Origin of the sequence: Streptomyces sp. 3N207 (assembly GCF_052246355.1) — a bacterium.
GTDB lineage: Bacteria > Actinomycetota > Actinomycetes > Streptomycetales > Streptomycetaceae > Streptomyces.
The window spans coordinates 82,287-95,139 of sequence record NZ_JBQQBV010000016.1 but is presented as its reverse complement, the minus strand read 5'-3'; the positions used below and the strand labels follow the sequence as shown (position 1 = coordinate 95,139).

Annotated in this window: 11 protein-coding genes; 6 read left to right on the top strand and 5 right to left on the bottom strand. The window is 69.0% G+C overall.

What is annotated here, in order from left to right; genetic code table 11:
• Window positions 1-89: 89 nt before the first annotated feature.
• The 4 genes from ACTWP9_RS24095 to ACTWP9_RS24080 are packed head-to-tail and all read right to left on the bottom strand — an operon-like array spanning window position 90 to window position 5,045.
• On the bottom strand, window positions 90-1,643 hold the full coding sequence (locus ACTWP9_RS24095) for an ABC transporter ATP-binding protein (RefSeq protein ID WP_443248338.1): 1,554 nt from the start codon (window positions 1,641-1,643) through the stop codon (window positions 90-92).
• Window positions 1,640-2,488, bottom strand: coding sequence for an ABC transporter permease (locus tag ACTWP9_RS24090; protein ID WP_443248337.1), 849 nt, complete (start codon window positions 2,486-2,488; stop codon window positions 1,640-1,642). The genes ACTWP9_RS24095 and ACTWP9_RS24090 overlap by 4 nt, the downstream gene beginning before the upstream one ends.
• Entirely contained in the window at window positions 2,485-3,519 is a 1,035-nt protein-coding gene (locus ACTWP9_RS24085; protein ID WP_443248336.1) for an ABC transporter permease, read from the bottom strand. The genes ACTWP9_RS24090 and ACTWP9_RS24085 overlap by 4 nt, the downstream gene beginning before the upstream one ends.
• Entirely contained in the window at window positions 3,507-5,045 is a 1,539-nt protein-coding gene (locus ACTWP9_RS24080) for an ABC transporter substrate-binding protein (RefSeq protein WP_443248335.1), read from the bottom strand. Before ACTWP9_RS24080 ends, ACTWP9_RS24085 begins: the two co-directional genes overlap by 13 nt.
• Window positions 5,046-5,350: 305 nt before the next feature.
• Between ACTWP9_RS24080 and ACTWP9_RS24075 the strand changes: the two genes are divergently transcribed.
• The 5 genes from ACTWP9_RS24075 to ACTWP9_RS24055 are packed head-to-tail and all read left to right on the top strand — an operon-like array spanning window position 5,351 to window position 11,354.
• Window positions 5,351-6,346 carry a TauD/TfdA family dioxygenase gene (locus ACTWP9_RS24075; RefSeq protein WP_443248334.1) on the top strand — a complete coding sequence of 332 codons (996 nt, stop codon included), beginning with the start codon at window positions 5,351-5,353 and terminating at the stop codon, window positions 6,344-6,346.
• Window positions 6,347-6,377: 31 nt separating this feature from the next.
• Complete coding sequence (locus ACTWP9_RS24070) at window positions 6,378-7,403, top strand: ornithine cyclodeaminase family protein (protein WP_443248333.1); 1,026 nt, start codon at window positions 6,378-6,380, stop codon at window positions 7,401-7,403.
• 41 nt (window positions 7,404-7,444) lie between these two features.
• Window positions 7,445-8,854 (top strand): alanine racemase, encoded by a 1,410-nt coding sequence (locus ACTWP9_RS24065; protein WP_443248413.1) that lies wholly within the window; start codon window positions 7,445-7,447, stop codon window positions 8,852-8,854.
• A gap of 38 nt (window positions 8,855-8,892) precedes the next feature.
• Window positions 8,893-9,918: a cysteine synthase family protein gene (locus ACTWP9_RS24060; RefSeq protein WP_443248332.1), complete on the top strand. Its 1,026-nt coding sequence runs from the start codon at window positions 8,893-8,895 to the stop codon at window positions 9,916-9,918.
• 8 nt (window positions 9,919-9,926) lie between these two features.
• Window positions 9,927-11,354, top strand: coding sequence for an MATE family efflux transporter (locus tag ACTWP9_RS24055; protein WP_443248331.1), 1,428 nt, complete (start codon window positions 9,927-9,929; stop codon window positions 11,352-11,354).
• A gap of 21 nt (window positions 11,355-11,375) precedes the next feature.
• On the opposite strand, the gene ACTWP9_RS24050 is transcribed toward ACTWP9_RS24055, so the two are convergent.
• On the bottom strand, window positions 11,376-11,924 hold the full coding sequence (locus tag ACTWP9_RS24050) for a CGNR zinc finger domain-containing protein (protein ID WP_443248330.1): 549 nt from the start codon (window positions 11,922-11,924) through the stop codon (window positions 11,376-11,378).
• An 84-nt stretch (window positions 11,925-12,008) separates the two neighbouring features.
• Here ACTWP9_RS24050 and ACTWP9_RS24045 point away from each other — a divergent pair, with 84 nt between their 5' ends.
• Window positions 12,009-12,695 (top strand): haloacid dehalogenase type II, encoded by a 687-nt coding sequence (locus tag ACTWP9_RS24045; RefSeq protein WP_443248329.1) that lies wholly within the window; start codon window positions 12,009-12,011, stop codon window positions 12,693-12,695.
• Window positions 12,696-12,853 lie beyond the last annotated feature (158 nt).

The window sequence follows — 12,853 nt, the reverse complement described above, 5'->3', positions numbered from 1 at the left end:
GCATGCCTCGCACAGCCTCGCGGCCCGGTCTCCATGGACCTGCCCGGACGTCGATCTCCGGAAGTGACCCGGCCGCTGACGGAGGCTGCTCACGGGCGGTGGTGCGGGTCGTGCGGCGGAGAGGGAGAGGCCGATTGACGCGCGGTGGGGAAGAGGGAGCGGGTGGGGCCGTGAGCGGTCAAGGCGCCGTCATGGAGCATATGGACGGTGTCGCTGTAGGCGGTGATGAGTTCGTGTTCGTGGCTGACCAGCGCGACTGCCAGCCCGCGTTCCCGGCGCAGGCTCGTGAGGAGGTCCATGATCGCGGTGGTGGTGTGCGGGTCGAGTGCCGAGGTGATCTCGTCACACAGCAGGTAGTCGGGCTCTGTGGCCAGCGCACGGGCGATGGAGACGCGTTGGCGTTGTCCGCCGGAGAGTTCCGCGGGGTAGCGATCGGCGGTGTCGGCAGGCAGGCCGACGCGTTCGAGGAGTTCGTGGATGCGTCGGCCGAACTTCTCGCGGGGAAGGTCGGTGTGCAGGCGCAGCGGCCGGGTGAGAGCTTTGCCCACGGTGTGGGCGGGGTTCAGTGCGCTGAGCGGGTTCTGCGGCACGAGTTGAATGCGCCGTAGCTGGTCGCGTCCACGACGGCGGGCGCGGTCGGCCAGCGGACGTCCGTCGAGGGTGAGGGTGGCGGAGTCGGGCTTCTGGAGTCCTGCCAGGACGCGGAGCAGGGTGGTCTTGCCGGAGCCCGACGGGCCGACGATGCCGCTGATCGTGCCGTTCGGCAGCGTGAAGTCGACGGCGCGGAGGGCGGGTCGGGCGACGCCATGGTGTGCGAAGACCACGGTCACCTCGCCTGCGGCGAGTCCTTCGCCGGTGGCCATGGGGGTGTCGGCGCCCTGCTGAGCGGGCTGTTGCGCGGAGGGCGCCGCGGAGGGCGCCGCGGAGGGCGCCGACGTTGTGAGGTGTGTGGTGTGGTCGGCGCAGGAGTCGACCAGTTCCAGGTCGTGGCAGGCCATGATGACGGCGATGCCGCGGGAGGCGGCGAGTTCGCGCAGCAGGCTGCCGATCTCGTCCCGGAGAGAGGGGTCGAGTCCTGCGGTGGGCTCGTCCAGGAGCAGTACGCGGGGGTCACGGGACAGCGCACGGGCGAGGGCGACGCGTCGCTGCTGGCCGCCGGACAAGGCCGTGGGCCGGCGGCTGGTGAAGGAGTCGTCGGTGGGCAGGCGGCACTCTTCGAGCAGCGTGCGGACCTTCTTCTCGTTCGGCTGCGTTGTCGTCTCGGTGACGAGCCGGTGCACCGTCATACGGGGATTGAGTGCGGAGCCGGGATCCTGGCCGACGTAGGCGATGTGGGAGCGGCGCAGGTCGCGAACGACGCGAGGGTCGGGGCAGTGCATCGTATGGCCGAGGACGTCAGCCGTCCCGCGGGTGATACGGGCGCCTGCCGGCACGTGCCCGATGAGCGCGCGCAGCAGGGTGCTCTTGCCGGAACCCGACGGGCCGGTGAGTGCGGTGATGCGGCCGGGGCGTGCCGTCATGCTGACGGCGGGGAGCAGCACCGGGCCGGTCGGGATCGCGATCTCCAGTTCGGCGACGGAGATCAGGTCTGTTTCGGCCGCGACCGACGTGGGCCCGCTGGACCGTGACTCTGTGATGCTCATGGAGTGAGGACCGCCTTGCGTGCGGTATGCGGGGCGAGGGTGGTGGAGGCGACGTTGACGCTGATGGCCAGAACGGCGATGGCGATGCTGGGTGCGACGGTCGCCCAGGGGTTCAGGAGTATGCCCGGGGAGTTCTCCCGGATCATCAGGGCCCAGTCGGCATCGGGCGGTTGCGGCCCGAGCTGCAAGAAGCCGGCGAGGGAGATGACGTAGACGGCTTCGACGAAGCGCAGGCCGAACAGGGCGAGCACGGTGGCTCGGAGATTCGGCAGGAGCTCCCGCACGGCAATGTAGGGCAGGCGCTCGCCCCGCGCGGTGGCTGCTTCGACGTATCCGGCGTTCGCCAGGGGCGCGGCGGCGCTGATGACGACGCGGGTGGTGTACGGGGTGCCGAGGACAATGGCGGCGCAGTTGACTGCCCACCGTCCGCCTTCCGGCCAGGCCAGTGCGACGAGCATGATGCCCAGAAGCGGCGGCAACAGGATCAGGACATCCGCGCTGCGTTCGACCACGGTGCGCAGGCGGGGGCTGAGTGCGGCGCAGCAGCCGAGCGTGACGGCCAGGATGATGATGATCGTCGCGACGAGGAGGGCGCTGCCGATCAGCGCTGTACCGCCGTGCAGGAGCCGGCTGAGCACATCCCGGCCGAGCTGGTCTCCGCCGAGGGGAGCGCTGCCACCCGGTGCGGCGAAGGCCGCGGTGACCGGTTTGTCGATGGTGTGCGCAGCGAGCCAGGGCCCGGTCAGAGCAGCGAGGGTGAGGAGCAGCCCGGGCGCGACGCGGAGCAGCACCGGGGCCAGGGCGCGGCGCTCGGCGGCCGGCACGGAGGTGGTGGCTGCGTTCATGCCCGGCCCTCCAGTACTCGGGCGCGGATGAGATCGGCGACGAGCAGCACGACGCTGATGGCCAGCCCGGCGCAGAGGACGACTCCGGCGATCAGCGGGGTGTCCCGGGAGGAGACCGCCTGGGACAGCAGCACGCCGATGCCGGGATAGTTGAAGAGGGTCTCGACCACGACCGTCCCTCCGAAAAGAACTCCGGTGGAGGTGGCAATGCCGGTGGCGATGGCGGGCACGGCGCCGGGCAGCGCGTGCCGCAGGACGACCCGGCGAACGGAGAGTCCGTCCCAGTGGGCGGCCTCCACATGCGGGGCAGCGGCCTGATCTGCGAGGGCGCCGCGCACGATCCGGGTGTTCCAGCCGGTCTGCGGGATCACCAGGGCCAGCACCGGCATGATGAACATGGTCCAGGTGGACGGCGAGCCGTCGGCGCCGGTCACGGTCACGGCCGGCAACCAGCCCGTCCACAGGGACAGTACGAGCAGCAGGCCGACGGAGATCACGAACTCGGGCACGGCGAAGGCCGCGGTGGATCCGTGCCGAATGACCCGGTCCAGGAGGCCGCCTGGCCGGGAAGCAGCCCAGCAGCCGAGTGCCAAAGAGGCGGCGACCGTGAGGACGAGCGCGGTTCCGACCAGGACGAGGGTGTTGGGGAACGGGGAGGACAGCAGGTCGGTGACCTTCTCACCGCGTGCGGAGGTGCCCAGGTCACCGGTGGGCAGCGCGGTCATCCAGTCCCGGAACCGCTGCCACAACGGCTGGTCCAGCCCCAGCAGATGGCGGCGGGCAGCAATGTCGGCCGCGCTCTCGCCCCGCTCCGACGTGGCGCTCGCGGCGTCTCCGGGCAGCAGTTCCACGACGGCGAAGACCAGCGCGACCAGAACGAGCAGCATCAGCGCGCGGTGTACGACGGATACGGCGAGGCTTCGCAGGAATCCTCCTCGGCGCACGCGCCCGGGCGGCACGGGCTCGGCCTTGTGCGGGCCGGTGTCCGTGCCGCCGGTGCGTATGCCTGCGGAGACGCTCAACGCAGCCACACGTTCTCGAGCTGAACGCGGCCGTAGCCCGGCAGTTCGGGCAGTCCCTGCACCTTGGAGGCGGCCAGGTCGATACCGTCGGCCATCCCCCACAGGAGGTATCCCGAGCGCTCGTACTCGATCTTCTGCACCTCCCGCAGGGCAGCGGTGCGCGCCTTCTGGTCCGCGGTTTTGATCACCTTGCGGTAGGCCGCGTCGAAGTCCTCGTCGTGCCAGTCGGTCTCGTTCTGGCCGGCACCGCTGGTGAGGGTCTTGGAGGCGTAGAAGAGCACCGAGTCGTTGGTGCCCCAGTAGTTGGTGTACAGGGTGCCCTTGAGCCAGGTCTTCTCGTAGAAGGTGCCGGACTCCTGCTTGACGACCTTGATCTTCACTCCGGCATCGCGTGCCTGGGAGGCGAACAGGGTGGCGGACTCGGCCAGGCCGGAGATGTCCTCTGTCGTAATCAATTCGTATGTCTTGTCGAAGTCGAACTTCGCTTCCTTGAGAAGCTTCTTCGCCTTCTTCACATTGCGCTTCCGCTGGGGCAGCTTCCGGTCGTAGGCGGGATCGCCGGTGCCCATCACGTCGTTGGCCACGGTGCCGTAGCCGGAGAGAACCTGCTTGACCATCGCATCGCGGTCCACGACCAGCCGCATCGCTTCGCGCACCTTGGGGTCGGCGAACGGGCCGTCGGAGGTACGCATGACGATGGGCATCGCCATGTCGTCGCGGCGGCGGATAACCTTGACGTCGCTGCGGGACTTGGCGGTCCGGGCCGCGATCGCCCCGCCGTTGGAGGCCACGTCGATCTGGCCGGCCAGCAGGGCGTTGGCCATGGCCTGCGGGGTCTCGAACATCTTCACCTCGATGGCGTCGAGGTAGGGCGCGCGCTTGAACCACTTGTCGTTGCGCACCAGGCGGGCGTTGCCGCCCTTGTACCAGTCCAGCTTGAACGGCCCGGTGCCCGGCGCCTTTTCGATGTCCTTGTCCTTGGTGCCCTTCTTCAGCACGAAGGTGGTGAAGCGGAGCATGAGGGGAAGCTCGGCGTTGGCGTAGTCCGAGACCAGCACGACGGTGTCGGAGCCTTCGGCCCGGATGTTCTTCGCCTTGATTCCGGGCAGCCGGGCCGTTCCTGAGGGCGTGTTGCGCAGCCGCTTGAGGGACCAGACCACGTCCTCGGCCGTCACCGGGCTTCCGTCGTGGAAGGTCGCCCCCTTGGCCAGCGTGAACCGCCAGGTCTTCAGGTCCTTGGACGGCTTCCAGCCGGACGCCAGGCGGGGCACCGTGTTTTCCTTCGCGCCGGGCACGGCCAGGGTGTCGTACACCAGGGCCAGGATCAGATAGTCGCTCTCGTTTCCCTGGGTGCCGTGCGGGTCCCGGGTGATCGCGCCGGCGCGGCCGAGGGCGCCGATGCGCAGCGTGCCGCCCTTCTTCGGCTTCCCCCCTGCGGATCCAGCAGAACTGTCGTTGCCGGAACAGGCCGACAGGAGCGCTGCCGCCCCTATCGCCCCGCTGCCCCACAACACTTGGCGCCTGTTGATGCTCACGTGCGTCCTATCCGGAGACGAAAATGGCACTCATGACCTCTTAGGTTTGCCTACCCTAAACCGAGCTGGCCGGAGGGGAACAGGCACCGTGGGGTTTGCACTCTCCGCCCACCAAGGGTTCACACTGCGTTCGATTGCTTAGGTTTGCCTAACCTAATATACGTGCTAGCGTCGCAGACGCCCCGGCCGGGTTCCTCCCGGCGGCTCGTCCCTGCTTGCCGTACCTACGCGAGCAGTTCGCCGACCCGGGCCGGATGCGCGCACCCCTCATGTCCGTCGTACCCGAAGAAACGGATCTTTTTGCCATGAGCATGGCGGTCGCTCCCGTACGTCCGATAGAAGCCCGCCACGTTGACGAACTCCGCTCGGCCGCCGAACGGATCATCTCCGCATGCGGCGAAGTATCCGCGTCCGAGGCGCTGTTCCCACACGTGGCACGGGAGGCGGGCGCACTCAGCCCCTCCCTGCGTGCTCAGTTGCGGCCCGTCGACACCGACGACGGTTTGTTCGTGCTGCGCGGCCTGCCGGTGGACGACGCCGATCTCGGCCCCACACCGGCCAGTTGGGCGGAGGCCGGGGACAGCGGAGCTGCGTACGACGTCATGCTTCTGCTGCTGGCCTCGGTGATGGGCAACCCGATTGCCTGGGAGGGGCAGCAGGACGGCCGGTTCGTGCACAACATCGTTCCTGCGGCCGGCCATGAGACGAAGCAGACAGGTGCGAGCAGCGACGTGCTGCTCAGCCCGCACACCGAGGATGCCTTCCACCCCGGCCGCGCCCATCTGTTGATGCTGGGATGCATGCGCAACCACGACCAGATCGCCACCACCGCGGCGAGCATCCGCAAGACCCGCCTCGCCGAGGAGGACATCGCCACACTCAGCCGCCCCCTTGTACCGATCCTGCCCGATGACGCCTACACCGAGGCCCAGGGATTCGCGGACGCGCCGCCTCCTGCGATGCCCACGCTGCATCAGTCCGACGAGGGACTGACGATGCGCTTCGACCCGGCCTACACCCCGCTGGAAGAAGCAGACGAGACCTACCGGGCCGCTTACGCGCGGCTGGAGAGCGAACTGGCCCGGGTGTCCGTCGCGGTGAGCCTTGACCCGGGCGACATCCTGGTGGTGGACAACGACCTCGTCGTGCACGGCCGGGTTCCGTTCACGGCCCGCTACGACGGCACCGACCGCTGGCTCAAGCGCGCCTCCGTGCGGGTCGCCGACCGGCGCACCCGGCCGGCAGCCGAGAAGCAGGAGCACGGCTACGGGCAGACCGCCCTCGAAGCGCACGCGCACTGACCGCGACCGGACACCTTCGGGAGACTCGCTCATGAGCGAAACCACAGACGTGACCACACCGCCCCACGCGGCAGGGGCGGACCGGACGCTGCGCCTGCTGTCCACCTCGGACCTGGCCGGGATAGAGATATCCCTGGCCGACGTGGTGGCCACCGTCGAGGACGCCTATCGCACGCTCCAGACGGGCCGGTCCGACAACCCCCGCAAACTGACCGTGAAGCCTGCCGACGGGCACTCGGTGGCCTACGCGATGCTGGGCCGGGACGGCAACCGGGAGGTCGTGGCCATCAAGACCTCCTACAAGCACGGCCTGGACAAGAGCCGCACCGAGCAGCACTACTACACGAGCCTCACCCTCTACGACGACGTCACCGGGCTGCCGGTGGCGATGATGGACTGCTCCCGCATCGGCTCGCTGCGCACCCCAGCGGTCTCCGCACTGCTCGCCCGCGAACTCGCCCCCGCCGACGCCGGGACCGCTCTGGTCATCGGGACCGGGACCCAGGGCCGACTGGCCCTCCCCTTCCTGCTGACCGTACTGCCCGGCCTGGAACGGCTGCTCCTCTTCGGTACCCACGAAGAAGGCATCGCCGAGGTCCGCGCGGAGCTGAACCGGCACTTCCCCGACCGTGATGTCGAGGTCGTGCAGGATGTGCGGGCCGCAGCAGGGGAGGCGGACGTCATCGTGGCCACCGCCGGCGGCCATACACCCGCCGCCGTCGAAGCGGAGTGGCTGAAACCGGGTGCGCTCTCAATCCTCGTCGGCCACGGCCTGGCGCCCTCCACCCTGCACGCCGCGGACCGCATCATCGCCACCAGCGAAGCGCAGATGAACGTCACCGGCACCGACATGGCCGACGCCGAGGGCAAACTCCCCGCCGTTCATGCCGAGTTTCCCGAGGTGCTGGCCGGTGCCCGGGCCGGGCGCGGGTCACCGGCGGACCGCATCTTCGCGTACAACAGCGGTCTCGTGGTCACCGACATCGCGCTGGGTCACCGGTTCGCGCATCTCGCGCTGGAGCAGGGGCTGGGCACCGAGGTGACGCTGTGGCAGTGACGACCGCGAACCCGCCCGCCGACATGGACACGGACGTGGACATGGACACGGCGGCGGCGCCCCCCGTGCCCGCTCTGCCGGATCCGGCAGCTGAGGCCGTGCTGCGCAGCGGCCTTCCGGCCGAGCTGGCATACGCCTTCGGCGGGCCGTTCCACTTCCTGCTGCCGGACGCCTTCGACGCGAACCTCAGCGCGACCCTTGAGGTGTTCGCCGAGACCGGCGTCGAGGGGAAGGTCTACTACGCGAAGAAGGCCAACAAAGCCGCCGTGTGGGTCGAGCGGTGCGCCGCAGCCGGATGCGGGGTCGACGTCGCGTCCCTGGGCGAGCTGCGCGAGGCTCTGGGGCACGGTGTGCCCGGTGACCAGCTGGTGGTCACCGGACCGGCCAAGGCTGCGGCACTGCACGAGTTGGCCGTACGGCACCGGGCACTGATCGCCGTGGACTCCCTCGACGAACTCGATGCCCTCATCGGCCTCGTCGAGACCGGTCGGACGGGACCCGCCAGGATCCTGCTGCGCTGCCTTCCCACCTCGCAGCCCCACAGCCGCTTCGGCCTGGACGCAGGGCAACTGGCGGCCGCGCTGGAGATGTGCACGCGGGGCGCGGAAGCGGTACGGCTGGAAGGCTTCAGCTTCCACCTGTCCGGATACGCCCTCCAGCCCCGGGCCGATCTCGCGGCCGAGCTGATCGGGCACTGCTACCGAGCCCGCGCGCTGGGGCTGGGAGCTGACCGGATCAGTATCGGCGGAGGACTGCCCACCAGCTACACCGAGGACCACCACTTCAAGCGTTACCTATCGGAGCAGCACAGCGGCCACTACCACGCTCAGAAGTCGTTCTCCGCAGGTGACTTCTACCCCTACCACTCACCCACGCCCGGAGCGCAGGCGCTGCGCGAGCTGCTGGCCCTGGTCCCTGACGGGCACGAGCAACCACTGTCCGGGATACTCAAGGACGGCGGGATCACGCTGCTGATGGAGCCCGGCAGAGCGCTGCTCCACCAGGCGGGCGCGACCGTCTTCGAGGTGCAGGGGGTCAAGGAGCGCGACGGGTACCTCCTGGTCACGGTCAACGGCACCAGCCTGAGCCTTTCCGAGCAGTGGTTCAACAGCGAGTATCTGCCCGACCCTGTCCTGCTCGACAGCGCAGGTGACGAAGTCCTGCTCGGCCCCGCGGAGGCCGAACAGCCGGTGCGGAGGGGGCCGGACAGGACGTGCGCCGCGGCCGTCGGGGCCGCCACCTGCCTGGAATCGGACATGCTCTCCTGGCGCAAGGTCCGCCTCCCCCGTCCTCCCCGCCCCGGTGATCTGCTGGTTTACCCCGACACGGCCGGATACCAGATGGACTCCAACGAGTCGCCCTTCCACGACCTGCCGCTGCCCGCCAAAGTCGTCATCGACCGCACGGACCGTGCAAGGCCCCGATGGCGTCTGGACCGCCACTTCCACTGACCGGCCCTGCTACGCCACGACCCCTACTGGAGTCCGCCATGTCCGGTGCACTGCAGCGTCCCGCTGTGGTCTCCCGCGTATCCGATCTCATCGGATGCACCCCGCTGTTGGAGTTGGCCACGACCGAGTCCGGCAGCCGCCTGCTGCTCAAACTGGAGATGTTCAACCCGACGGGTACCGCGAAGATACGCATGGCCCGGCAGATGATCACCGATGCCGAAGAACGTGGTGAACTGCGCTCCGGCGGCCGCATCATCGAATCCACCTCCGGGAACACCGGACTGGGCCTGGCCGTCCTCGCCGCCGAACGCGGCTACACCTTCACCGCCGTCGTCGACAGCCATGCCGCGGCCGACAAGCTGCGCAGCATGCAGGCCATGGGCGCCGAACTCCTCTACGTCGACGAGGGCGACGGGGAGGAGCTGGCGACCGCAGCCCGCGAAGAGCTGGCCGAGAAGCTGGCCGAAGGCCAGGACAACACCATCTTCACCGAACAGCACAACAACCCCAGCAACGGCGTCGGATACTTCCCGGTCGCCCACGAGCTGCACGAGGCTCTGGACGGGAACATCGACGTTCTCGTCGGCGCGGTCGGCACCGGCGGCGGCCTCTGCGGCACCGCTCGGGAGCTGCGTACCCTCGTCCCCGGTTTCTCCACGGTCGGGGTGGAGCCCAAGGGCTCCATCGCCTTCGGGGGTCCCGCTCACGACTACTACCAGTCCGGCACCGGCACCCCGGAGGGCGCCGAGATCGGCGCACTGGTCGACTACGACCTGATCGACGAAGGGGTCAAGGTCGGTGACGTGGAGGCGTTCGCCGCAGCCCGCGCCGTGGCCCGCACCGGGCTGCTCATCGGCGGATCGGCCGGCGGAGTCGTCTACGAGGCACTGACCAGACTCCCCTCTCTCCCGCCGGGCAGCACCATGGTCGCCCTGATCAACGATGGCGGCGAGAAATATCTTGACACTATCTTCAACGACGACTGGATGACCGCGCGCGATCTCATCGACCCGGTAGTGGAACGGGAAATCGACGAGACCCTCCGAAAACTCCGCAGGATCTGATGCCCCTCATGCTGACCACCCTCCTCCGCGACAGCCGCGCTCTGGCCACGCTCGCCGTCCCCCTCGTCCTGACGCAGCTGGCCCAAGTGGCGCTGACGACGACCGACACCGTGATGATGGGCATGCTCGGTGCCGCGGACCTGGCCGCGGGAGGGCTGGCCATCGTCATCTTCAACCAGCTGCGCACCATGGGTGTCGGCCTGATCACCTCGGTCGGCAACCAGGTGGCCGCGGCCTCCGCACGTGCGGAGGTTGCCGAGAACGCCGAGGGCACCGAAACCGGGGCCCCGGACACCGCAGCCGGTGGTGATGAGGAGGTGCGCACCATCGTCCGGGCGAGCATGGCCGTCGCCACCCTCGCCGGGGTGGCCGGCGCGGTCCTCATGCTGCTGATCGGACAGGCCCTCACCCTCCTCGGCCAGGAGGCATCGGTAGCGCGGAACGCCCAGCACATGCTGCTCGCGCTCGCCCCGGGGCTGTTGCCGTGCCTGTGGTTCCAGTCCCTCCGGCAGTTCACGGTCGGCATGCGCCGCCCCCAGGCCCTGCTGCAGATCACCATCGCCTCCGTGGCCGTCAACGCAGGTGTGAACTGGGTCCTCATCCACGGCACCTGGGGGTTTCCGAAGCTGGGACTGCCCGGCGTGGGTGTGGCCACCTCGCTGGTCTACCTGCTGTCCTTCTTCGCCCTCTACCTGTTCACGCGCCGCGACCCGGTCCTCGCGCCCCTGCTGAGCCTCAACATCCTCAAGGCGGACCCGGCCACCGTCCGCCGCTTGATCGCCCTCGGCATACCCATCGCGGCCACCTACGGGTCCGAGGCCGGATTCTTCTCCGTCACCACGCTGATGGCCGGCTCGTTCGGCAGCGCCGCGCTGGCCGCGCACACCGCCGTCAACCAGCTCGTCTACATCGTCTTCCAGGTGGCGGTCGGTCTCTCCCACGCCGCCTCCATCAACGTCAGCCGGGAGATCGCCCAAGACCGGCCCCAGGCGGCGCTGCGCATCAAGAACACCGCGCTCGCCTGCGCCGGAGCCGTCATGGCACTTGTCGCGGTGATCTACGTGACAGTGCCGAAGCTGGTTCTCGCCCCCTTCTTCGAGGGCGGCTCCGGTGACAACGAGGCCGTCTCCATCGCCACCCATCTGCTGCTGGTGACGATGGTCCTGCAGTTCTTCGACTGCGCTCAGAACATCGGCGTCGGGCTGCTGCGCGGACTGGACGACACCAAGAGCGGCTTCCGCATCACCCTGGTCGGCTACTGGGTCATCGGCCTGCCCGCTGCTTGGCTGCTCGCCTTTGCGGCCGGGTTCGACACGCTCGGCATCTGGCTCGGTCTCCTCGCGGGCCTGGCCGCCACCGCCGTCCTGCTCCTGCGCCGCTACGGCACCGCGCTCAACGCCCGGTTCACCTCGACCGAGACCGTTCCGGCAACCTGATTCCGCCCCGCCCCACCCTCGTCACTGTCCCTGCGGTCGGGCTCGTCTGCGGGCCCGATAAGCCGCGGCCTTGACGCGGTTGCCGCACTCGTCCATCCCGCACCAGGTACGCCGGGCGCCGCGCGAGCGGTCGAGATAGAGGCGAGTGCAGCCAGTGCGACCGCACTCCTTCAGACAGACATGCGGATCGGCGAGCACGGCAATACCGCTTCTGGCTATATGCGAGAGCACTGCGGGCAGGTCCCCCGTCATACGCAGCCCTGCGTCGCTGAGCTCGACCGTGGGCAGCGGTCCGGCGGCCGTGTCGTTGACGATCTCGAGGCTGCGCGGATCGAAGTGCCTGTCGAGTACGCGATCGAGAGCGAGTCGGTAGAACGCCTCTCGCAGTGACAGCGCGGACTCGAAGGTTGCCGAGTCCGCGGTGACGCGGTCAGGGAGCTCGTCACACTCGGCCACCCACCGCTCCAGGTCTGCGGGCGTGGCCAGGGCGTCGACGGGCTCGTCTCGGCGGGACAGCACGGTGCCGGTCAGATCGAGGGCTGGGTCGCCGCTCACGAAGGAGAAGTACACGTCACCATCTTGACCGGTGACGGGGCTGGTGACAAGGTCGTCACCTGTTGAACTGGTGACGCCAACACCGAACGGGGAATCCGCATGACCCAGATCTGCGACATCGACGCCATCGTCTTCGACGTCCTCGGAACACTGGTCGACGAACCCGGCGGGCTGCGAGCGGCTATCCGCGAGGCGGTGCCCGCGTCCGACGATGCGTCTGTCGACGAGCTGCTCACCGTGTGGCGGCAGCATGTCGAGCGCGAGCAGCAACGCATCGGGCAAGGGCACCGCCCGTACGTCAACACCGACATCATTGACGCAGAGGCTGCGGGGCGGGTGGCCGACCATGCCGGGCTCGCCGATCCGGCGACCATCGCCCGGCTGGCCACAGCGGGCCGACGCTTGTCCCCCTGGGCCGACTCCGTCGCCGGTCTCGACCGGCTCACGCAGCAGTTCCCCCTGATCGGACTCTCCAACGCCAGCCGCGCCACTCTGCTGCGGCTCAACGCATATGCCGGTCTGCGCTGGCACCAAGCCCTGTCCGCCGAAGCCGCCCTTGCCTTCAAGCCGGCACCGGAGGTCTATCAACTCGCCATCGACGCCACCGGATATCCCCCGGAACGCGTGCTCAAGGTCGCCGCCCACGCCTGGGACCTCCGCGGAGCTCAGGCGACGGGCATGCGGACCGCCTACGTCCAGCGCCCGGCCGGGGATCCGCCGACGAACTCCGATGCCTTCGACTGGCACTTCGACGGACTGGACGAACTGGTCACCGCGCTGAGCTGAGGCGCGCCCCGCGCACTTCGGTCAGGGGCACCCCGAGCTGCTCGTTTATCACGATCCGGAACCGATGAGGACGTCCGACGTCGGATCCCCTCGCCAGTAAGCGCTGCACCTTCTTAAGCTCCAGCCTTTCCGGCCCGAAGTGTGGCCACCTACGCGGC

Excerpts from the sequence above, each read along its gene's own strand:
- ACTWP9_RS24055 (WP_443248331.1), top strand. The coding sequence starts at position 9,927 with ATGCTGACCACCCTCCTCCGCGACAGCCGCGCTCTGGCCACGCTCGCC.
- ACTWP9_RS24090 (WP_443248337.1), bottom strand. The coding sequence starts at position 2,488 with ATGAACGCAGCCACCACCTCCGTGCCGGCCGCCGAGCGCCGCGCCCTG.
- ACTWP9_RS24045 (WP_443248329.1), top strand. The coding sequence starts at position 12,009 with ATGACCCAGATCTGCGACATCGACGCCATCGTCTTCGACGTCCTCGGA.
- ACTWP9_RS24070 (WP_443248333.1), top strand. The coding sequence starts at position 6,378 with ATGAGCGAAACCACAGACGTGACCACACCGCCCCACGCGGCAGGGGCG.
- ACTWP9_RS24075 (WP_443248334.1), top strand. The coding sequence starts at position 5,351 with ATGAGCATGGCGGTCGCTCCCGTACGTCCGATAGAAGCCCGCCACGTT.
- ACTWP9_RS24095 (WP_443248338.1), bottom strand. The coding sequence starts at position 1,643 with ATGAGCATCACAGAGTCACGGTCCAGCGGGCCCACGTCGGTCGCGGCC.
- ACTWP9_RS24065 (WP_443248413.1), top strand. The coding sequence starts at position 7,445 with ATGGACACGGCGGCGGCGCCCCCCGTGCCCGCTCTGCCGGATCCGGCA.
- ACTWP9_RS24060 (WP_443248332.1), top strand. The coding sequence starts at position 8,893 with ATGTCCGGTGCACTGCAGCGTCCCGCTGTGGTCTCCCGCGTATCCGAT.